At 59.0% G+C, this 21,191-nt stretch carries 15 protein-coding genes; 10 read left to right on the top strand and 5 right to left on the bottom strand.

The features are described 5' to 3' along the window. The first annotated feature begins 164 nt into the window (after positions 1–164). Positions 165–2,624 (top strand): EAL domain-containing protein, encoded by a 2,460-nt coding sequence (locus tag ACWKV5_RS11205; RefSeq protein WP_483841311.1) that lies wholly within the window; start codon positions 165–167, stop codon positions 2,622–2,624. A 78-nt stretch (positions 2,625–2,702) separates the two neighbouring features. Continuing rightward, the gene (locus ACWKV5_RS11200; protein WP_483841310.1) at positions 2,703–3,464 is read left to right on the top strand and encodes an iron-containing redox enzyme family protein; all 762 of its coding nucleotides are present in this window, start codon (positions 2,703–2,705) and stop codon (positions 3,462–3,464) included. A 139-nt stretch (positions 3,465–3,603) separates the two neighbouring features. Here the strand turns inward: ACWKV5_RS11200 and ACWKV5_RS11195 are convergent, their stop codons facing one another. The 5 genes from ACWKV5_RS11195 to ACWKV5_RS11175 form a co-directional block, all read right to left on the bottom strand. Beyond that, positions 3,604–4,530, bottom strand: coding sequence for a GGDEF domain-containing protein (locus ACWKV5_RS11195; protein ID WP_483841309.1), 927 nt, complete (start codon positions 4,528–4,530; stop codon positions 3,604–3,606). A 373-nt stretch (positions 4,531–4,903) separates the two neighbouring features. Beyond that, complete coding sequence (locus ACWKV5_RS11190; protein ID WP_483841308.1) at positions 4,904–5,644, bottom strand: YciK family oxidoreductase; 741 nt, start codon at positions 5,642–5,644, stop codon at positions 4,904–4,906. Between the two features lie 191 nt (positions 5,645–5,835). Then, the gene (mupP, locus tag ACWKV5_RS11185; RefSeq protein ID WP_483841307.1) at positions 5,836–6,507 is read right to left on the bottom strand and encodes an N-acetylmuramic acid 6-phosphate phosphatase MupP; all 672 of its coding nucleotides are present in this window, start codon (positions 6,505–6,507) and stop codon (positions 5,836–5,838) included. Positions 6,508–6,511: 4 nt separating this feature from the next. Next, entirely contained in the window at positions 6,512–7,210 is a 699-nt protein-coding gene (gene ubiG, locus ACWKV5_RS11180; protein ID WP_007945809.1) for a bifunctional 2-polyprenyl-6-hydroxyphenol methylase/3-demethylubiquinol 3-O-methyltransferase UbiG, read from the bottom strand. 58 nt (positions 7,211–7,268) lie between these two features. Beyond that, a complete protein-coding gene (locus tag ACWKV5_RS11175) occupies positions 7,269–8,603 on the bottom strand; it encodes a TRZ/ATZ family hydrolase (protein ID WP_483841306.1) in 1,335 nt (444 codons plus the stop codon). Between the two features lie 108 nt (positions 8,604–8,711). Here ACWKV5_RS11175 and mtnA point away from each other — a divergent pair, with 108 nt between their 5' ends. The 8 genes from mtnA (at position 8,712) to rpsA (ending at position 21,150) form a co-directional block, all read left to right on the top strand. Continuing rightward, on the top strand, positions 8,712–9,788 hold the full coding sequence (gene mtnA / locus ACWKV5_RS11170; protein ID WP_483841305.1) for an S-methyl-5-thioribose-1-phosphate isomerase: 1,077 nt from the start codon (positions 8,712–8,714) through the stop codon (positions 9,786–9,788). A gap of 418 nt (positions 9,789–10,206) precedes the next feature. Next, positions 10,207–12,861: a DNA gyrase subunit A gene (gene gyrA / locus ACWKV5_RS11165; RefSeq protein ID WP_027924108.1), complete on the top strand. Its 2,655-nt coding sequence runs from the start codon at positions 10,207–10,209 to the stop codon at positions 12,859–12,861. 252 nt (positions 12,862–13,113) lie between these two features. Next, positions 13,114–14,199 carry a 3-phosphoserine/phosphohydroxythreonine transaminase gene (serC, locus tag ACWKV5_RS11160; protein WP_483841304.1) on the top strand — a complete coding sequence of 362 codons (1,086 nt, stop codon included), beginning with the start codon at positions 13,114–13,116 and terminating at the stop codon, positions 14,197–14,199. Beyond that, complete coding sequence (gene pheA / locus ACWKV5_RS11155; RefSeq protein ID WP_029298704.1) at positions 14,199–15,293, top strand: prephenate dehydratase; 1,095 nt, start codon at positions 14,199–14,201, stop codon at positions 15,291–15,293. Before serC ends, pheA begins: the two co-directional genes overlap by 1 nt. Positions 15,294–15,303: 10 nt before the next feature. Then, positions 15,304–16,416: a histidinol-phosphate transaminase gene (hisC, locus tag ACWKV5_RS11150; RefSeq protein WP_483841303.1), complete on the top strand. Its 1,113-nt coding sequence runs from the start codon at positions 15,304–15,306 to the stop codon at positions 16,414–16,416. Positions 16,417–16,444: 28 nt separating this feature from the next. Further along, on the top strand, positions 16,445–18,652 hold the full coding sequence (locus ACWKV5_RS11145; protein ID WP_483841457.1) for a bifunctional prephenate dehydrogenase/3-phosphoshikimate 1-carboxyvinyltransferase: 2,208 nt from the start codon (positions 16,445–16,447) through the stop codon (positions 18,650–18,652). After that, entirely contained in the window at positions 18,649–19,338 is a 690-nt protein-coding gene (cmk, locus tag ACWKV5_RS11140; protein WP_027924112.1) for a (d)CMP kinase, read from the top strand. The genes ACWKV5_RS11145 and cmk overlap by 4 nt, the downstream gene beginning before the upstream one ends. Positions 19,339–19,458: 120 nt before the next feature. Further along, positions 19,459–21,150 (top strand): 30S ribosomal protein S1, encoded by a 1,692-nt coding sequence (gene rpsA / locus ACWKV5_RS11135; RefSeq protein WP_046031753.1) that lies wholly within the window; start codon positions 19,459–19,461, stop codon positions 21,148–21,150. Positions 21,151–21,191: the final 41 nt, after the last annotated feature.

Raw genomic sequence — 21,191 nt, 5'->3', positions numbered from 1 at the left:
CTTTTCTATTCCGCTTCATCCGTTGCAGGGAACATCCTGGTGAATAATCAAGGACTTGCCCGTCCTGGCAGGCTTCTCGCTTGCCGGGATCGAGATCGCACCCTAGTCTAGCTATAGCGATCACATCGGGATGATGATCTGGCAGTGCTAAAACAAGGGACCTCATGAATCAAACCCGGACTCTCGGAACGCCGCGGCTATTGGGCATTGTCTGGCCATTTATTGCCGTCGTGCTGTTTCAGGCCCTGTTGGGTGGTGTAAGCCTGTACGTTTTGTCGGCAGTTCGCGGCTACGTTGCCGGTGAAAGCCTTTGGTCAAAGGGCCAAAAGGACGCCATCTATTACCTCAACCTCTACGCGGACAATCGCGACGAGGCGATTTTCCTCAAATACCAGAACGCCATAGCCGTCCCTCAAGGTGGTCACGAGTTGCGTGTGGCACTGGATCTCCAGCCGCCGGACATCGAAGCCGCACGAGTGGCGATTCTCAAAGGGGGCAATCACCCCGACGACGTTTCCAGCCTGATCTGGCTCTACCTCAATTTCCGACATTTCACCTACCTTGAAAAAGCCATTGATCGCTGGACGGTGGGCGACGCGTACCTGTTGCAACTCAATGAGGTTGCGCAAGAGATGCACCGGCGCATTACCGAAGGTCAGGCCACCACCGCCGATATCTGGCGCTGGAAGGATCGAATTTTCGCCATCAACGATGCAGTGACGCCCGCGGCCAAAGCGTTCAGCGACGCATTGGGCGAGGGCTCGCGCTTGATTCTCCGGTTGCTGCTGGTGACCAACCTCGCCACGGCGCTGGGCTTGATCGCGCTGGCGTTGCTGCGTACCCACAAGTTGCTCAAGCAGCGCCATGAGTTCGCCGAGGCGCTGCAACTGGAGAAAGACCGGGCGCAGATCACCCTGCAATCCATTGGCGACGGGGTCATCACCACAGATGTCGAGGGCGCTATCGCCTACATGAATCCCGCTGCGGAAGCGCTGACCCACTGGAAAGCCGATCAGGCGACGGGTTTGCCGTTGGCGGCACTGTTCAATTTGCTGGATGAAAACGCTCAGGCTGATGGTTTCACGTTGATCGAACATATCCTGAGTGGTCAGCTCAGCGGTGGCAGTGAACATTCCAAGCTGATCCAGCGCCTGGATGGCAGCACGGTGTCGGTGACGCTGGTTGGCTCGCCGATTCGCAATGCAGGCAAGGTCAGTGGCACCGTGCTGGTGTTGCATGACATGACCCAAGAGCGCCAGTACATTGCCAATCTGTCCTGGCAGGCGACTCATGACGCGTTGACCGGGCTCGCCAACCGCCGCGAATTCGAATTTCGCCTGGAACAGGCTCTGCACAACCTGACGCGGCATTCCGCGCGTCATGCCCTGATGTTTCTCGATCTGGATCAATTCAAACTGGTCAACGACACCTGCGGCCATGCGGCGGGCGACGAGTTGCTGCGGCATATCTGCGCGCTGTTGCAATCGGGCTTGCGCGAAGGCGACACCCTGGCCCGTCTCGGTGGTGACGAGTTCGGCATCTTGCTGGAAAACTGCGCACCCGAAGCGGCGGACAAGATTGCCGAGAACCTGCGCCAGACCGTCCAGAACCTGCACTTTGTCTGGAAAGGTCGGCCCTTCGTGACGACGGTGAGTATCGGGCTGGTTCACCTCGCGCAAACACCAACCTCCCTTGAAGCCTCGCTGCGTGCCGCTGATATGGCCTGTTACATGGCCAAGGAAAAAGGGCGCAACCGGGTTCAGGTCTATCACGCCGATGACTCCGAGCTGTCGCTGCGCTTTGGCGAGATGGCCTGGGTCCAGCGTCTGCACATGGCGCTGGAAGAGGATCGCTTTTGCCTGTACTCCCAGGAAATCGCACCGCTGGGTCATACCGAGCGTGGGGGAGGGCATATCGAAATCCTGTTGCGCCTGCATGACGAAGCCGGCCGCATGATCTTGCCGGACAGTTTCATTCCGGCGGCGGAGCGTTACGGATTGATGACTGCACTCGATCGTTGGGTGGTGGAGAACGTCTTCAAGATCATTGCCCAATGCATGGCCGAACAGCGCAAAGGGCCGCTGGCCATGTGTGCGATTAATCTGTCAGGTACTACTATCGGAGATGAGGCGTTTCTGGACTTCCTGCGTGAACAGTTTGTTAACTATTCAATTCCGCCTGAAATGATTTGTTTTGAAATCACTGAAACCAGTGCAATTTCAAATTTGGGCAGTGCAATCAGATTTATCAATGAGCTCAAAGGTTTAGGTTGTCACTTTTCGTTAGATGACTTTTGTGCCGGAATGTCCTCGTTCGCTTACTTGAAACATTTGCCTGTAGACTTCTTGAAGATCGACGGGAGTTTCGTAAAGGATATGCTGGACGACCCGATTAACCGCGCCATGGTCGAAGTGATCAACCACATCGGCCATGTCATGGGTAAGCGTACGATTGCCGAGTTTGTAGAGTCACCCCAGATCGAGCAGGCATTGCTGGAAATCGGGGTCGATTTCGCTCAAGGGTATGTGATTGAACGCCCGCATCTGTTTACCTGCGATAGTTTGCAAAGTCGTCCTGCCCGGCCTCAGCCTTTGTTGTTCAAGGCCCCTGGCACGTTCCGTTGAAATCTCTTGCTGATCCGAACAATCACAATCAAAAGGAGCCCGACAGTGATCGACACATTCAACCGAACCGGACCACTCATGGAAGCTGCAAGTTATCCCGCCTGGGCTCAACAGCTCATCAAGGACTGCAGCGAGAGTAAGCGCCGGGTTGTCGAACACGAACTGTATCAGCGCATGCGAGATAACAAACTCAGCGCAAAAACCATGCGTCAGTACCTCATCGGTGGCTGGCCGGTCGTTGAACAGTTCGCGTTATATATGGCACAAAACCTGACCAAGACCCGCTTTGCCCGCCATCCTGGTGAAGACATGGCGCGTCGCTGGCTGATGCGCAATATTCGCGTGGAATTGAACCATGCCGATTACTGGGTGCACTGGAGTCGGGCGCACGGCGTCAGCCTTGAAGACCTCCAGGCGCAGCAGGTTGCCCCTGAACTTCACGCCCTGAGCCATTGGTGCTGGCACACCAGTTCGGCGGATTCGCTGATCGTCGCCATCGCCGCGACCAACTACGCCATCGAAGGCGCGACCGGCGAGTGGTCGGCGCTGGTGTGCTCCAGCGGCGTCTACGCTGCGGCGTTCCCGGAAGAAGATCGTAAACGTGCGATGAAGTGGCTGAAGATGCATGCCCAGTACGACGATGCCCATCCGTGGGAGGCGCTGGAAATCATCTGCACCCTGGCGGGCATGAACCCGAGCAAGGCGTTGCAAGTGGAACTGCGTCAGGCCATCTGCAAGAGCTACGACTACATGCACCTGTTTCTGGAGCGCTGCATGCAGCTTGAGCATTCGGAAAAAGTGCCGGTAGCGCGCGAGCGCATGGCGCTGGCGGAAAGCTGATCCATAGGCAACACAAAGCAAAAAATGTGGGAGCGAGCCTGTCTCGCGAATGCGGATTATCAGTCAACATTATCGTTGAAAGATAAATCGCATTCGCGAGCAGGCTCGCTCCCACATTGGTTTTTGGTGTTGAGAAAGCTCAACCCGCCATCGTCAACCGGTTACGCCCCTCACGCTTGGCGACGTACAGCGCGCTGTCGGCTCGTCGCAACAAGCTCTCGGCAGACTCACCCGGCAGCAGGGTCGAACATCCGAGGCTGACCGTCAGCTCGACTGCATTGCCATCTGCCTGATAGTCCTGGGCCTGAGCCGCCGCCCGCAGACGCTCGCCGACCATGGCGGCTGCTTCTCGAGTAGTGTTGGACAGCAGGATCAGAAACTCTTCGCCGCCAAACCGGAACACCATATCGACATTGCGCAGCTGGTTCTTGATCGCTGTGGCGACCGCCTTGAGCACGTCATCGCCGGCATTGTGGCCATAACTGTCGTTGACGTTCTTAAAGTGGTCGATGTCCAGCATCAGCAGAGATAGCGGCATCAGGTGACGTCGCGACATCTCGATTTCGCGTTCCAGGGTCTGATCCATGGCGATACGGTTGCCGGTATCGGTCAATGGGTCGCGCAATGCGCTTTGCGTTGCCGCTCGGTAAAGCAGGGCATTGCGCATTGGGAACAGCAGTGCAGACAGCAAAGACTCCAGATTGCCTTGATCAAGCTCGCTGAATCGCTGATTGCGGCGAAAGACCAGCTCACCCAGCTGCTCGCCTTCGTGGCTGAGGCTGTAACTGACCGAGTGATGGCCGCGCTGACCGAACTCCAGGCGCAAGTCGCTGGCCTGATGCCGATAGTTCAAGGCATCCAGTGGCACCAAGCGCTGAACTTCGCGGAAGAAAAGACCGAGAATGCGTTGTGGCTCAAGGCTGGTTTGCAACTGCTGACCCAGTTGCTGACGCAATTGCGCAAGGCTGACGGGGCGTTCCAGAAGAGGAGGTTGCTGACCAAATCCCAGGCGTTGCAATTTGGCGCTATCGAAGTCAATTGCGTTGGTCTGGGAAGGTGATTTCATATGGCGTGAGCCCCTAAGCGGTAAAGCTGTCTTACAGGCTGGGTGAGAGCGGCTTTGGGCTGCGCGTCATACTGGTCCATCAGTCCCGTGGGACAGTTGGCGCAAGTTTAGTCCGCTTTGCCGAAGATTAGTAACCTATGGGCTCCGGCGTCCGCCCGACTGCTTTCACTTTGCATGTCTGAAGAAATTTAGAGCGAAAGTCGTGCCATTCGGTTCATTCGAATAAAAAACCATAAAAATCATAAAGTTGAGTTTTATTTTGAGTTTTTTTAACGAAAGGGGGCGGCGGTTGTTTGACTGGGAGAGGGGTGGTTACGACTCACTTTGAGTGCCGCGCCGGAAAATCGGCACGGCACAAAAGCGACGCACGGTGTCACTGGGCGTTGAACGCCTGGCCATTGATGCCAGTGCTGTCCGGACCCATCAGGTAGAGGTAGACCGGCATGATCTCCTCCGGGGTCGGGTTGGTGAGCGGGTTTTCCCCTGGGTAAGCCTGGGCGCGCATGCTGGTGCGCGTGGCGCCCGGGTTGATGCTGTTGGAGCGGACCGGAGCCACGGTGTCCACTTCGTCGGCCAGGGTTTGCATCAGGCCTTCGGTGGCAAACTTCGACACGCCATAAGCGCCCCAGTACGCGCGGCCCTTGCGGCCGACGCTGCTGGAGGTAAACACCACCGAAGCGTCCTGCGACAACTTGAGCAATGGCAGCAGTGTGCTGGTGAGCATAAACATGGCGTTGACGTTGACTTGCATGACACGCATGAAGTTTTCGCCGGACAGCTGTTCGATCGGCGTGCGCGGACCGATGATCGATGCGTTGTGCAGCAAACCGTCGAGGTGGCCGAACTCGGTTTCGATCATCGCCGCCAGTTCGTCGTACTGGTGGGGCAGGGCGGTCTCCAGGTTGAACGGGATCACCGCCGGCTGAGGATGCCCGGCCGCTTCGATTTCGTCATACACCTGAGTCAGGTTGGCTTCGGTCTTGCCCAGCAGCAACACAGTGGCGCCATGGGCTGCGTAGGTTTTCGCAGCCGCCGCGCCGATGCCGCGACCAGCACCGGTGACCAGAATGACGCGATCCTTGAGCAACTCGGGGCGAGCGGAATAATCAAACATAAGAAAACCTCAACACAATTCAACAATAAGGCGAACACCGAACCTGTGGCGAGGGAGCTTGCTCCCGCTCGGCTGCGCAGCAGTCGCGAAACCTGCAGATGCGGTGGGCCTGACAGAGTGCGGTGATAGCTAGAGGGGTCGCTTTGCGCCCCAGCGGGAGCAAGCTCCCTCGCCACAAAAAGCCGCTCTACTTAGCAACTGCATAAAGCGCTATCGAGCACCTTGCGCAACTCCAGCGGATGATCAACCACCACATCCGCACCCCAGTGACGCGGGTTGTCGTCGGGATGAATGTAGCCGTAGGTCACTGCGGCGGTCTTGGTGCCGGCATCGCGCCCCGACTCGATATCGCGCAGGTCATCGCCGACAAACAACACGCTGGCCGGGTCCAGGTCGAGCATCTTGCACGCCAGAATCAGCGGCTCCGGGTCTGGCTTGCTGTTCTTCACGTGGTCCGGGCAGATCAGCAGCGCGGAACGCTCGGCCAGCCCCAGTTGCTGCATGATCGGCTCGGCGAAACGCAGCGGCTTGTTGGTCACCACGCCCCAGATCAGGTTGGACTTCTCGATGTCGGCCAGCAATTCGCCCATGCCGTCAAAGAGCTTGCTGTGAACCGCGCAACCGGCCAGATAACGCTCGAGGAACTCGAGTCGCAGCGCTTCAAAGCCTGGCGATTCCGGGTCCATCGAGAAGGTCACGGCGACCATCGCCTTGGCGCCGCCGGAAATCTCGTCACGGATGTGCTTGTCATTCATTGGCGGCAAGCCGCGATCGGCGCGCATTGCCTGGCAGATGGCAATAAAGTCCGGCGCGGTGTCGAGCAGCGTGCCGTCCATGTCAAAAAGGACTGCTCTGATACGCATCGGCTTACTCCTCGCGCAGGGTCTGGATCATGTAGTTGACGTCCACGTCGGCCGCCAGTTTGTAGTGCTTGGTCAGCGGGTTGTACGTCAGGCCGATGATGTCCTTGACGGTCAGGCCGGCCATGCGGCTCCAGGCACCGAGCTCGGACGGGCGGATGAACTTCTTGAAATCGTGCGTGCCGCGCGGCAGCAGCTTCATGATGTATTCCGCGCCGACGATGGCGAACAGGTACGCCTTCGGGTTGCGGTTGATGGTGGAGAAAAACACCTGGCCGCCGGGCTTGACCATGCGGAAGCAGGCGCGGATGACCGACGACGGATCCGGCACGTGCTCGAGCATTTCCAGACAGGTGACGACGTCGAACTGCTCGGGCATTTCTTCGGCGAGGCCTTCGGCGGTGATCTGCCGGTACTCGACGTTCACGCCCGACTCCAGCTGATGCAGCTGCGCGACCGCGAGCGGTGCTTCACCCATGTCGATGCCCATGACGGTGGCGCCGCGCTGGGCCATGGCCTCGCTCAGGATCCCGCCGCCGCAACCGACGTCCAGCACCTTCTTGCCGGCCAGATTGACGCGTTCATCAATCCAGTTGACGCGCAGCGGGTTGATGTCGTGAAGCGGCTTGAACTCGCTTTCACGGTCCCACCAGCGATGGGCCAGGGCTTCGAATTTCGCGATTTCGGCGTAGTCGACGTTGCTCATGGTTCAGTCCTCTAAAACTTGAAAAATCCTGTTGCCCCGGTTTTATGGTCCGGGGGTCTTACGATTCGGTACGGCCGCTGATGCGCTGGCCCCAGGCCTTGGCGGTGGCGCATAACTGTTCTTCATCCAGACGGGTCAGACGTCGGTCATCCAGCAGTTGCTTGCCGGCGACCCACAAATGTTTCACGCAGTCCCGGCCGGTGGCGTAGATCAATTGCGAAACCGGGTCGTAGACCGGTTGCTGCGCCAGGCCGGACAGGTCAAACGCGACGATGTCTGCCGCTTTGCCGATTTCCAGCGAGCCGGTTTCTGCCTCGATCCCCAGCGCGCGGGCGCCATTGAGCGTGGCCATGCGCAAGGCTCGATGAGCATCCAGCGCGGTGGCCGAGCCGGCGACGGCCTTGGCCAGCAACGCAGCAGTGCGGGTTTCGCCCAACAGGTCCAGGTCGTTGTTACTGGCGGCGCCGTCAGTGCCGACCGCCACATTGACCCCGGCCTGCCACAAGCGCTCGACCGGGCAAAATCCGCTGGCCAGCTTCAGGTTGGATTCCGGGCAATGAATCACGTTGGTGTTGCTTTCTACCAGCATCACCAGGTCTTCATCGCTGATCTGGGTCATGTGAACGGCCTGGAAGCGCGGCCCGAGCAAGCCCAGGCGGCCAAGGCGAGCCAGCGGGCGTTCACCGCGCTGTTCGACCGATTGCTGCACTTCGAAGGCGGTTTCATGGACGTGCATGTGGATCGAGGCGTCCAGTTCTTCGGCGATCACCCGGATTTTCTCCAGGTTTTCATCGCCCACGGTGTAAGGCGCGTGGGGGCCGAAGGTGATTTTGATGCGTTCGTGGTGCTTGAGATCGCCAAACAATTCCACGCCCTGACGAATGGCTTCGTCCGCCGTGCTGGCGCCCGGGATAGGGAAATCGAGGATCGGAATGGCGATTTGCGCGCGTATGCCGCTGTTGTGCACGCGCTCGCTGGCAACCTTCGGGAAGAAATACATGTCAGAGAAGCAGGTGATGCCACCTTTGATCTGCTCGGCGATGGCCAGGTCCGTGCCATCCCGTACGAAGGCTTCATCGACCCACTTGGCTTCGGCCGGCCAGATGTGGTTTTCCAGCCAGGTCATCAGCGGCAGGTCATCGGCCAGGCCACGAAACAGCGTCATGGCGGCGTGGCCGTGGGCATTGATCAGGCCGGGGCTGAGCAGCATGTCCGGCAACTCGCGCACTTCAGTTGCGTTAAGCTTCAACGCAGCCGAGCGTGGGCCGATAAAGACGATGCGTCCGTCACGGATGCCCAGGCCATGCTCTTTGAGGACAACACCAGCGGGTTCGACGGGTACCAGCCAGGTCGGCAGCAATAACAGGTCGAGCGCAGCGGCAGTGTTCGGCATCGAGGGTCGGTTCCAGTGCTTTTGTAAAGGATGGCGAAGTATACCCGAGCGTCTTCGCGGGGGGATCGCTATAATCGGCGGCTTTTGTGCTTGAGTGCGGGGTGTGGGATGCGCGATCGACTGTTGGCTGCGGAGAAAGTGAAGGCCATCGATTGGCGTGATGGCGCCCTGTACCTGCTGGATCAGCGTGTTTTGCCCTTCGAAGAAACCTGGATTGCCTACACCAGCGCAGCCGGTGTGGCCGAGGCCATTCGTTCGATGGTGGTACGCGGTGCGCCAGCGATTGGCATCAGTGCGGCTTATGCCATGGTGCTGTCGGCCCGCGCCCGGATTGCCGAAGGCGGTGACTGGCAGGCCTCGTGGGAAGAGGATTACGCGGTATTGGCCGATTCCCGTCCAACCGCGGTGAATCTGTTCTGGGCCCTGAGTCGCATGCGTGACCGCCTGGATCGTCTCAAGGAAGATGCAGACCCGCTGGCGGCGCTGGAAGCGGAGGCCATCGCCATTCATGAAAGTGATCGCGAAGCCAACCTGACCATGGCTCAACTGGGTGTGGACTTGATCCGCAAGCACCAGGGTAATGCTCAGGCAATCCTGACCCACTGCAATACTGGCGCACTGGCCACCGGCGGCTTCGGCACGGCGTTGGGTGTAATTCGCGGGGCCTTTATCGAAGGCATGGTCGAGCGCGTTTACGCCGATGAAACCCGGCCGTGGTTGCAAGGTTCGCGTCTGACCGCGTGGGAACTGGCCAATGAAGGCATTCCCGTGACCCTGAATGCCGACTCCGCCGCTGCGCACATCATGAAGACCAAAGGCGTGACGTGGGTGATCGTCGGCGCCGACCGGATCACCGCCAATGGTGATGTGGCGAACAAGATCGGCACCTATCAGCTGGCGGTCAACGCCATGCACCATGGCGTGCGCTTCATGGTGGTAGCGCCGAGCTCGACCATCGACATGAACCTGGCCAGTGGTGATGAAATTCCTATCGAAGAGCGCGATGGTCGTGAATTGCTGGAGGTCGGTGGCAAGCGGATCGGGGCGGATGTCGACGCGTTCAACCCGGTGTTCGATGTGACCCCGGCAGACTTGATCGACGTGATCGTTACCGAAAAGGGGATTGTCGAGCGGCCGGATACGGCGAAGATGGCGCAGTTGATGTGCCGCAAGCGTCTGCACTGATAATTTCTGGCGCCTGAGAGATTGCCATCGCGAGCAGGCTCACTCCTACAAGGGATTTGTGGTCAGCGCAGACCCAGTGTAGGAGTGAGCCTGCTCGCGATGAGGCCCTGACAGCCAGTAAATACGCTTCATTCCCCTCCGAAATTTTACTCTAAGCCCCTCTCGTCTCCCTCAAGCCTGTCACCGGTCAACTAACTATGCTCCATGCGCGTCTGGGGGATAGGTGCGTGGCGGCTCTTGTGATAACATCCGGCGTTTTCCGAGGCAGTCCCGCGGGGTTGTCTTTACTGCGCAAATCCATGGTTAATCTTGTTGATTTGTCGTAAGTCGGTGTATGGCACTCAGCCTGCAGCGGCGAGCTTCGTTCGTCCCATATGGATGTGACGAAGTTTCACCAGAAAAAGGAATCGAGCTTCTCATGGGCGAACTGGCCAAAGAAATCCTCCCGGTCAATATCGAAGACGAGCTGAAGCAGTCCTACCTCGACTACGCAATGAGCGTAATTGTCGGGCGGGCCCTGCCGGATGCGCGCGATGGCTTGAAGCCCGTGCACCGGCGTGTGCTGTTCGCGATGAGCGAGCTGGGCAACGACTTCAACAAGCCGTACAAGAAATCTGCCCGTGTTGTCGGTGACGTGATCGGTAAGTATCACCCGCACGGTGATACCGCGGTGTACGACACCATCGTCCGCATGGCGCAGCCGTTCTCGCTGCGTTACCTGCTGGTAGACGGCCAAGGCAACTTCGGCTCGGTGGACGGCGACAACGCCGCGGCCATGCGATACACCGAAGTGCGCATGACCAAGCTGGCGCACGAGCTGCTGGCTGACCTGCACAAAGAAACCGTGGACTGGGTGCCGAACTACGACGGCACCGAAATGATCCCGGCGGTCATGCCGACCCGTATTCCCAACCTGCTGGTCAACGGCTCCAGCGGTATCGCCGTGGGCATGGCGACCAACATTCCGCCGCACAACCTCGGTGAAGTCATCGACGGTTGCCTGGCGCTCATCGACAACCCTGAGTTGACCATCGATGAGCTGATGCAATACATCCCCGGTCCGGACTTCCCGACCGCCGCGATCATCAACGGTCGCGCCGGCATCATCGAAGCCTACCGCACCGGTCGCGGCCGCATTTACATGCGCGCCCGCTCGACGATCGAAGACATCGACAAGGTCGGTGGTCGCCAGCAGATCGTCATTACCGAACTGCCTTACCAGCTCAACAAGGCCCGTCTGATCGAGAAGATCGCCGAGCTGGTCAAAGAGAAGAAGCTTGAAGGCATCACCGAGCTGCGCGACGAGTCCGACAAGGACGGTATGCGCGTTGTGATCGAATTGCGTCGCGGCGAAGTGCCTGAGGTGATCCTCAACAACCTCTACGCCCAGACCCAGTTGCAAGCGGTGTTCGGTATCAACATCGTTGCGTTGATCGACGGTCGTCCGCGGATCCTGAACCTCAAGGACCTGCTGGAAGCCTTCGTTCGTCACCGTCGTGAAGTCGTTACCCGCCGTACCGTGTTCGAACTGCGTAAAGCCCGCGAGCGCGGTCACATCCTGGAAGGTCAAGCGGTTGCCCTGTCGAACATCGACCCGGTCATCGCCCTGATCAAGGCCTCGCCAACGCCGTCGGAAGCCAAGGAAGCGCTGATCAGCACTGCCTGGGAATCCTCCGCCGTAGTGGCCATGGTTGAACGCGCCGGTGCCGACTCGTGCCGTCCGGAGACCCTGGACCCGCAATACGGTCTGCGCGACGGCAAGTACTTCCTGTCGCCAGAACAGGCGCAAGCCATTCTGGAACTGCGTCTGCACCGTCTGACCGGTCTGGAACACGAAAAACTGCTGGCCGAGTATCAAGAGATCCTCAACCAGATCGGCGAACTGATCCGCATCCTCAGCAGCGCCACGCGCCTGATGGAAGTGATCCGCGAAGAGCTGGAAGTGATCCGCGCCGAGTACGGCGATGTGCGTCGCACCGAGATCCTCGATGCCCGTCTCGACCTGACCCTGGGTGACATGATCCCGGAAGAAGAGCGCGTCGTGACCATTTCCCACGGTGGCTACGCCAAGACCCAGCCATTGGCTGCGTACCAGGCTCAGCGTCGTGGCGGTAAAGGCAAATCGGCTACTGGCGTGAAGGATGAGGATTACATCGCTCACCTGCTGGTCGCCAACAGCCACACCACGCTGCTGCTGTTCTCCAGCAAAGGCAAAGTGTACTGGCTGAAAACCTACGAAATTCCGGAAGCATCCCGCGCTGCCCGTGGTCGTCCGCTGGTCAACCTGCTGCCGCTGGACAGTGATGAATACATCACCACCATGCTGCCGGTCGAGGAATACACCGAAGGTCACTTCATCTTCATGGCGACCGCCAAAGGCACTGTGAAGAAGACCCCGCTGGAATCCTTCAGCCGTCAACGCAGCGTCGGCCTGATCGCGCTGGAGCTGGACGAAGGTGACGTACTGATTTCTGCCGCCATTACCGATGGCGAGCGCGAAGTCATGCTGTTCTCCGACGGCGGCAAGGTCACTCGCTTCAAGGAAACCGACGTTCGCGCCATGGGCCGTACCGCTCGCGGTGTTCGCGGCATGCGTCTGCCGGAAGGCCAGAAGCTGATTTCCATGCTGATCCCGGAAGAAGGCAGCCAGATCCTCACCGCTTCGGCGCGTGGTTTCGGCAAGCGTACGGCGATCACCGAGTTCCCTGAGTACAAACGTGGCGGCCAGGGCGTTATCGCCATGGTCAGCAACGACCGTAATGGCCGTCTGGTCGGCGCGGTCCAGGTGCTGGATGGCGAGGAAATCATGCTGATTTCCGACCAGGGCACCCTGGTTCGTACCCGTGTCGACGAAGTGTCCAGCCTGGGTCGTAACACCCAGGGCGTGACCCTGATCAAGCTGGCCAGCGATGAAACACTGGTCGGTCTGGAGCGGGTTCAGGAGCCATCGGAAGTCGAAGGTGAAGAGCTGGAAGGTGAAGAGGGTGCAGAGTTCATCGGCGAAGTCGTGATCGACGACGTCGTTGACGATCAGCAACTCGATGCCGCCGCTGACGAAGAGCCACAAGAGTAAGCGAACAAACAGGGGGCGGATGAGAATTCGCCCCCTTGTTGTTTGTCCGTACGGAAAATTTCGATATCAGTGGAGATCCCTTGTGGGAGCGAGCCTGCTCGCGATGCAGGCGCTGCGGTACCTCTGAGACACCGCGGTGATGCATTCGCGAGCAGGCTCGCTCCCACAGGTTTTCTGCTTTGGCAGAGACTCTGTGTCGATTGATGTTGTGATTTATTGCGTGATTACCACCAAATCAGAGCGAGATTGGATGTGAGCAAGAGAGCCTATAACTTCTGTGCCGGTCCTGCGGCACTTCCCGAAGCTGTCCTGCAGCGCGCCCAGGGTGAACTCCTTGACTGGCACGGCAAGGGCCTGTCGGTCATGGAAATGAGCCATCGCAGTGATGAGTTCGTGTCCATTGCCACCAAGGCCGAGCAGGATCTGCGTGATCTGCTGAATATCCCTTCGAACTATAAAGTGCTGTTTCTGCAAGGCGGCGCCAGCCAGCAATTTGCTCAGATTCCTCTGAACCTGTTGCCGGAAAACGGTACTGCCGACTATATCGACACCGGTATCTGGTCGCAGAAAGCCATCGAAGAAGCTTCGCGCTACGGCAACGTGAATGTCGCCGCGACCGCCAAGCCTTACGACTATTTCGCTATTCCCGGTCAGAACGAATGGAACCTGTCGAAAAACGCGGCCTACGTTCACTACGCACCGAACGAAACCATTGGCGGCCTGGAATTCCAGTGGATCCCTGAAACCGGTGATGTTCCGCTGGTGGCCGACATGTCTTCGGACATCCTGTCGCGTCCGGTGGATGTTTCGCGCTTTGGCATGATCTACGCCGGCGCCCAGAAAAACATCGGCCCGAGCGGCATCGTGGTCAACATCGTTCGCGAAGACCTGCTGGGGCACGCCCGTTCCCTGTGCCCGACCATGCTCAACTACAAGGTCGCGGCCGACAACGGCTCGATGTACAACACCCCGCCGACCCTGGCCTGGTACTTGTCCGGCCTGGTATTCGAGTGGCTGAAAGAGCAGGGTGGTGTCGAAGCCATCGGCAAGCTCAACGAAGTGAAGCAGCGCACGCTGTATGACTTCATCGACGCCAGCGGCTTGTACAGCAACCCGATCAACCCGTCGGATCGCTCGTGGATGAACGTGCCGTTCCGTCTGGCTGATGACCGTCTGGACAAGCCGTTCCTGGCCGGTGCCGACGAGCGTGGCCTGTTGAACCTCAAGGGTCACCGTTCCGTGGGCGGCATGCGCGCCTCCATCTATAACGCCGTCGACATCGTTGCGGTCAACGCACTGGTTTCGTACATGGCAGAGTTCGAGAAGGAACACGGCTAATGTCTGAGCAAGAACTCAAGGCACTGCGCGTTCGCATTGATGCCCTGGACACTAAAGTCCTGGAGCTGATCAGTGAGCGCGCACGCTGCGCCCAGGAAGTTGCGCGAGTAAAGATGGCTTCGCTGGCCGAAGGCGAAGTGCCGGTGTTCTATCGTCCTGAGCGTGAAGCCCAGGTGCTCAAGCGCGTGATGGAACGTAACCAGGGGCCGCTGGGCAACGAAGAAATGGCGCGGTTGTTCCGCGAAATCATGTCTTCGTGCCTGGCGCTCGAGCAGCCGCTGAAAGTGGCTTACCTCGGCCCTGAAGGCACCTTCACCCAAGCTGCAGCCATGAAGCATTTCGGTCACGCGGTGATCAGCAAGCCGATGGCGGCGATCGACGAAGTGTTCCGCGAAGTGGCGGCCGGTGCGGTGAACTTTGGCGTGGTCCCGGTGGAAAACTCCACCGAGGGCGCGGTCAACCACACCCTCGACAGCTTCCTCGAACATGACATGGTCATCTGTGGCGAAGTCGAGTTGCGGATTCACCACCACCTGTTGGTCGGTGAAAACACCAAGACCGACAGCATCAGCCGCATCTATTCCCATGCCCAATCGCTGGCCCAGTGCCGCAAGTGGCTGGACGCACACTACCCGAATGTCGAGCGCGTGGCGGTGTCCAGCAACGCCGAAGCGGCCAAGCGGGTTAAAGGTGAGTGGAACTCGGCAGCGATTGCCGGCGACATGGCCGCAGGCCTGTACGGGCTGACCCGTCTGGCCGAGAAAATCGAGGATCGCCCGGATAACTCCACGCGATTCCTGATGATCGGCAGCCAGGAAGTGCCGCCGACCGGCGACGACAAGACGTCGATCATCGTCTCGATGAGCAACAAGCCGGGCGCGCTTCACGAGTTGCTGGTGCCGTTCCACGACAACGGTATCGACCTGACTCGAATTGAGACGCGTCCGTCGCGCAGCGGTAAATGGACCTACGTGTTCTTCATCGACTTCGTTGGCCACCATCGCGATCCGTTGGTCAAAGGTGTGCTGGAAAAGATCAGTCAGGAAGCAGTGGCACTCAAAGTGCTGGGTTCCTACCCGAAAGCAGTTCTCTAAGGGGTAGCAAATGAGTGATGACTTCCTCGCCCTGGCACAGCCGGGCGTACAACAACTTTCGCCGTACGTCCCGGGCAAGCCTGTGGACGAACTGGCGCGCGAGCTGGACCTTGATCCGGCAAGCATCGTCAAGCTGGCCAGTAATGAAAACCCGTTGGGCGCGAGTCCCAAGGCGCTGACGGCGATTCAAAATGCGCTGGCCGAGCTGACCCGTTATCCGGACGGCAACGGTTTTGCGCTCAAGACCCTGTTGGCCGAGCAGTGCCGTGTCGAACTCAATCAAGTGACACTGGGCAATGGCTCCAACGACATTCTGGAACTGGTCGCGCGTGCCTATCTGGCGCCGGGCCTGAATGCCGTGTTCAGTGAGCACGCGTTTGCGGTCTATCCGATCGTGACCCAGGCCGTCGGTGCCCAGGCCAAAGTGATTCCGGCCAAAGACTGGGGGCATGACCTGTCGGGCATGCTGGCGGCGATCGATGCCGACACTCGCGTGGTCTTCATCGCCAATCCGAACAACCCGACCGGAACCTGGTTCGATGCCGAGGCGCTGGACGAATTCCTGCAGGATGTTCCGGCGCATGTGCTGGTGGTTTTGGACGAGGCCTACATCGAATACGCCGAGGGCAGCGACTTGCCGGATGGCCTGGATTATCTCGCGGCTTATCCGAACCTGCTGGTTTCGCGCACGTTCTCCAAGGCCTACGGTTTGGCGGCGTTGCGGGTCGGTTATGGCTTGTCCACTGCTGTGGTCGCGGACGTGCTGAACCGTGTGCGTCAGCCGTTCAACGTTAACAGCCTGGCCTTGGCCGCTGCGTGCGCTGCGCTGCAAGACGTCGATTACCTGGCGCAAAGCCGTCGCCTGAATGAGTCCGGCATGCTGCAACTGGAAGCCGGTTTCCGTGAGCTGGGGCTGAGCTGGATCCCGTCCAAGGGCAACTTCATCTGCGTCGATCTCGGCCGCGTGGCTGCGCCGGTGTTCCAGGGCTTGTTGCGCGAAGGCGTGATCGTGCGTCCGGTGGCCAACTACGGCATGCCGAACCACCTGCGAGTCACTGTCGGTTTGCCGGCGGAAAACAGCCGCTTCCTAGAGGCGCTGACCAAGGTTCTGGCTCGTGGTTGATGTCACTGCACTGCAATCTGCTGCACCTATGATCGGTCGCCTGGTGGTGGTCGGTCTGGGATTGATCGGTGGTTCGTTCGCCAAGGGCTTGCGTGAAAGCGGCCTGTGCCGCGAAGTGGTCGGGGTCGATCTCGATCCGCAGTCGCGCAAGCTGGCGGTCGAGTTGGGCGTGGTGGATCGCTGCGAAGAAGACCTGGCTGCTGCTTGCGAAGGTGCTGATGTGATTCAACTGGCCATCCCGATCCTGGCCATGGAAAAAATGCTTGCACGCCTGGCGGCCATGGATCTGGGGTCGGCGATTTTGACCGACGTCGGTAGCGCCAAAGGCAATGTCGTCCGTGCGGCAACCGAAGCGTTTGGCGGCATGCCGTCGCGTTTTGTGCCGGGGCATCCGATTGCCGGTTCCGAGCAGAGCGGGGTGGAAGCCTCCAACGCCGAGCTGTTCCGTCGTCATAAAGTGATTCTGACGCCGCTGGATCAAACCGATCCGGCCGCGTTGGCAGTGGTCGACCGTTTGTGGCGCGAATTGGGCGCCGATGTCGAGCACATGCAGGTCGAGCGCCACGATGAAGTGTTGGCGGCGACCAGCCATTTGCCGCACCTGTTGGCGTTCGGTTTGGTCGATTCGTTGGCCAAGCGCAATGAAAACCTTGAGATCTTCCGTTACGCTGCCGGCGGTTTCCGCGATTTCACAAGAATCGCGGGGAGCGACCCGGTCATGTGGCACGACATCTTCCTCGCCAACCGCGAAGCTGTCCTGCGCACACTCGATACATTTCGCAGCGACCTCGACGCCTTGCGCGACGCGGTCGATGCAGGGGATGGGCACCAATTGTTGGGCGTGTTCACTCGCGCCCGGGTTGCCCGCGAGCATTTCAGTAAAATCCTGGCCCGCCGGGCCTATGTGGACGCTATGAACTCCAACGACCTGATTTTCCTGGCACAACCTGGTGGCCGCCTGACTGGGCGGATTCGTGTACCGGGCGATAAATCGATTTCCCACCGTTCGATCATGCTCGGCTCCCTGGCCGAAGGCGTCACCGAAGTCGAAGGCTTCCTTGAGGGCGAAGACGCTCTGGCGACCCTGCAAGCCTTCCGCGACATGGGCGTTGTGATCGAAGGTCCGCACCATGGTCGCGTGACCATTCACGGGGTCGGCCTGCATGGTTTGAAACCGGCACCTGGTCCGATCTATCTGGGCAACTCTGGTACCTCGATGCGTCTGCTGTCTGGCCTGTTGGCTGCGCAGAGCTTCGACAGCACCCTGACCGGTGACGCTTCGCTGTCCAAGCGCCCGATGAATCGCGTGGCCAATCCACTGCGTGAAATGGGCGCCGTGATCGAGACCGCTGCTGAAGGTCGTCCACCGATGACCATTCGTGGCGGCAACAAGCTCAAGGGTTTGACCTACACCATGCCGATGGCCAGTGCCCAGGTTAAATCCTGCCTGCTGCTGGCAGGTCTGTACGCTGAAGGCAAAACCACCGTTACCGAGCCTGCACCGACGCGCGACCACACCGAGCGCATGTTGCAAGGTTTTGGCTATCCGGTCAGCGTCAGCGGCGCGACTGCATCGGTCGAGTCCGGGCACAAGCTGACCGCGACCCACATCGAAGTGCCGGGCGACATCTCGTCCTCCGCGTTCTTCCTGGTGGCCGCGTCGATCGCCGAAGGTTCGGAGCTGGTGCTTGAACACGTCGGCATCAACCCGACCCGTACCGGCGTGATCGACATCCTGCGCTTGATGGGCGGCGACATCACTCTGGAAAACCAGCGTGAAGTTGGCGGCGAGCCAGTCGCGGACTTGCGCGTACGTGCAGCTAAACTTAAAGGTATCGAGATTCCCGAGGCCCTGGTTCCACTGGCCATTGACGAATTCCCGGTGCTGTTCGTGGCCGCGGCCTGTGCCGAAGGGCGCACGGTGTTGCGTGGCGCTGAAGAGCTGCGGGTCAAGGAGTCGGACCGGATTCAGGTCATGGCCGATGGCTTGCTGGCACTGGGCGTCAAGTGCGAGCCGACCCCGGACGGCATCATCATCGACGGCGGCCAGATCGGCGGCGGTGAAGTGCATGGTCATGGCGATCACCGGATTGCCATGGCGTTCAGCGTGGCATCGCTGCGCGCGACTGCACCGATCCGCATCCACGATTGCGCCAACGTCGCGACGTCGTTCCCGAACTTCCTCGCGCTGTGCGCGCAGGTCGGTATCCGGGTTGCTGAAGAGGCTCAGTCGTGATCAACAAGTCGCCAGTCATTACCATCGATGGCCCGAGCGGTTCCGGTAAAGGCACGATCGCCGGGATCCTGGCGAAACGTCTGGGCTGGAATCTGCTGGATTCCGGTGCGCTGTACCGCCTGCTGGCGTTTGCTGCGCACAATCATGGTGTTGACCTGACCAATGAAGAATTGCTGAAGGCGCTCGCGGCGCATCTGGACGTGCAGTTCATCGCTGCGACGGACGGTCAACTGCAGCGCATCATTCTGGAAGGCGACGAAGTCAGTGATGTGATTCGCACTGAAAGTGTTGGCGCCGGTGCGTCCCAGGTCGCGGCATTGCCCGCAGTACGCGAGGCGCTGCTGCAGCGCCAGCGTGCTTTTCAGGAAATGCCGGGGCTGGTGGCCGATGGCCGAGATATGGGCACGGTGGTTTTTCCGGACGCGCCCTTGAAGATATTCCTCACTGCCAGTGCCGAAGAGCGTGCGCGCCGTCGATACTTGCAGTTGAAGGGCAAAGTCGATGGTGTTAGTCTGTCGAGTCTGCTAGATGAGATACGTGTCCGCGATGAGCGTGACACCCAGCGAGCGGTAGCCCCGCTTAAACCGGCGGCTGACGCCATACAGCTGGATTCCACGGAATTATCCATCGATCAGGTGCTGGAACGCATCATGAGCGAGATCGCCATTCGCGATATCGCCGGGTGACCAAGAAGGCCGCGGGGGACCAGTCATAGTCCTGCGGTGGCTTCTTTTAAATGAAACTAACCCATACCGTCTGGGGTGTGGAGATGGGCGTAGTCTTCGCCCTCATCAACAGGAATTAAAATGAGCGAAAGCTTTGCGGAACTCTTTGAAGAAAGCCTAAAAACCCTGAACCTTCAGGCAGGCTCCATCATCACCGGTGTTATCGTTGATATCGATTACCAAGCTCGCTGGGTAACCGTTCACGCTGGCCTGAAGTCTGAAGCACTCATCCCGCTTGAGCAGTTCTACAACGACGCTGGCGAACTGAACATCAACGTCGGTGACGAAGTTCACGTTGCTCTGGACTCGGTTGAAGACGGCTTTGGTGAAACCAAGCTGTCCCGTGAAAAAGCCAAGCGCGCTGAATGCTGGATTGTTCTGGAAGCAGCCTTCGCAGCCGAAGAAGTGGTCAAGGGCGTTATCAACGGTAAGGTTAAAGGCGGCTTCACTGTCGACGTTAACGGCATCCGTGCGTTCCTGCCAGGTTCTCTGGTTGACGTCCGTCCTGTGCGCGATACTACGCACCTGGAAGGCAAAGAGCTGGAATTCAAGGTCATCAAACTCGACCAGAAACGCAACAACGTTGTCGTTTCCCGTCGCAGCGTCCTCGAAGCCGAGAACTCCGCCGAGCGTGAAGCTCTGCTGGAATCCCTGCAGGAAGGTCAACAAGTCAAAGGTATCGTCAAAAACCTCACCGATTACGGCGCATTCGTCGATCTGGGTGGCGTCGATGGCCTGCTGCACATTACCGACATGGCTTGGAAGCGTATCAAGCATCCTTCCGAAATCGTCAACGTTGGCGACGAGATCGATGTCAAGGTTCTGAAGTACGATCGCGAACGCAATCGTGTTTCCCTGGGCCTGAAGCAACTGGGCGAAGATCCATGGGTTGCTATCAAAGCCCGTTACCCAGAAAGCACTCGCGTTACCGCTCGTGTAACCAACCTGACCGACTACGGCTGCTTCGCTGAGCTGGAAGAAGGCGTTGAAGGCCTGGTACACGTTTCCGAAATGGACTGGACCAACAAGAACATCCACCCTTCGAAAGTCGTACAAGTCGGCGACGAAGTGGAAGTTATGGTTCTGGACATCGATGAAGAGCGTCGTCGTATCTCCCTCGGCATCAAGCAGTGCAAATCTAACCCATGGGAAGATTTCTCTGGCCAGTTCAACAAGGGCGATAAAATCTCCGGCACCATCAAGTCGATCACCGATTTCGGTATCTTCATTGGTCTGGACGGCGGCATCGACGGTCTGGTTCACCTGTCCGACATCTCCTGGAACGAAGTGGGCGAAGAAGCCGTTCGCCGCTTCAAGAAGGGCGACGAGCTGGACACCGTTATCCTGTCGGTTGACCCAGAGCGCGAGCGTATCTCCCTGGGTATCAAGCAACTGGAAAGCGATCCGTTCTCCGAGTACGTTCAAGAGAACGACAAAGGCGCAATCGTTAAAGGCATCGTGAAAGAAGTTGACGCTAAAGGCGCCATCATCACTCTGGCCGACGATATCGAAGCGACTCTGAAAGCCTCCGAAATCAGCCGTGACCGCGTTGAAGACGCGCGTAACGTTCTGAAAGAAGGCGAAGAAGTAGAAGCCAAGATCATCAGCGTTGACCGTAAGAGCCGTGTAATCCAGCTGTCGATCAAGTCGAAAGACGTTGAAGACGAGAAAGAAGCAATCCAGAGCTTGAAAGACAAGCCTGCTGCTGACGTCGCTGCTGGTCCTACCACTCTGGGCGACCTGTTGCGTGCACAAATGGAAAAACAGAACTAAGTTCTGTCTGACCATAGAAAAAGGGCGACTTCGGTCGCCCT

This window comes from Pseudomonas oplopanacis, assembly GCF_057128725.1.
This window is presented reverse-complemented; position numbering and strand designations above follow the sequence as displayed.

What these genes read in the sequence shown, in the direction of transcription:
- ACWKV5_RS11200 (WP_483841310.1), top strand. Translation starts at nt 2,703, where the DNA reads ATGGAAGCTGCAAGTTATCCCGCCTGGGCTCAACAGCTCATCAAGGAC.
- gyrA (WP_027924108.1), top strand. Translation starts at nt 10,207, where the DNA reads ATGGGCGAACTGGCCAAAGAAATCCTCCCGGTCAATATCGAAGACGAG.
- mtnA (WP_483841305.1), top strand. Translation starts at nt 8,712, where the DNA reads ATGCGCGATCGACTGTTGGCTGCGGAGAAAGTGAAGGCCATCGATTGG.
- mupP (WP_483841307.1), bottom strand. Translation starts at nt 6,507, where the DNA reads ATGCGTATCAGAGCAGTCCTTTTTGACATGGACGGCACGCTGCTCGAC.
- ACWKV5_RS11145 (WP_483841457.1), top strand. Translation starts at nt 16,445, where the DNA reads ATGATCGGTCGCCTGGTGGTGGTCGGTCTGGGATTGATCGGTGGTTCG.
- ACWKV5_RS11190 (WP_483841308.1), bottom strand. Translation starts at nt 5,644, where the DNA reads ATGTTTGATTATTCCGCTCGCCCCGAGTTGCTCAAGGATCGCGTCATT.
- ubiG (WP_007945809.1), bottom strand. Translation starts at nt 7,210, where the DNA reads ATGAGCAACGTCGACTACGCCGAAATCGCGAAATTCGAAGCCCTGGCC.
- ACWKV5_RS11205 (WP_483841311.1), top strand. Translation starts at nt 165, where the DNA reads ATGAATCAAACCCGGACTCTCGGAACGCCGCGGCTATTGGGCATTGTC.
- ACWKV5_RS11195 (WP_483841309.1), bottom strand. Translation starts at nt 4,530, where the DNA reads ATGAAATCACCTTCCCAGACCAACGCAATTGACTTCGATAGCGCCAAA.
- hisC (WP_483841303.1), top strand. Translation starts at nt 15,304, where the DNA reads ATGAGTGATGACTTCCTCGCCCTGGCACAGCCGGGCGTACAACAACTT.
- pheA (WP_029298704.1), top strand. Translation starts at nt 14,199, where the DNA reads ATGTCTGAGCAAGAACTCAAGGCACTGCGCGTTCGCATTGATGCCCTG.
- ACWKV5_RS11175 (WP_483841306.1), bottom strand. Translation starts at nt 8,603, where the DNA reads ATGCCGAACACTGCCGCTGCGCTCGACCTGTTATTGCTGCCGACCTGG.
- rpsA (WP_046031753.1), top strand. Translation starts at nt 19,459, where the DNA reads ATGAGCGAAAGCTTTGCGGAACTCTTTGAAGAAAGCCTAAAAACCCTG.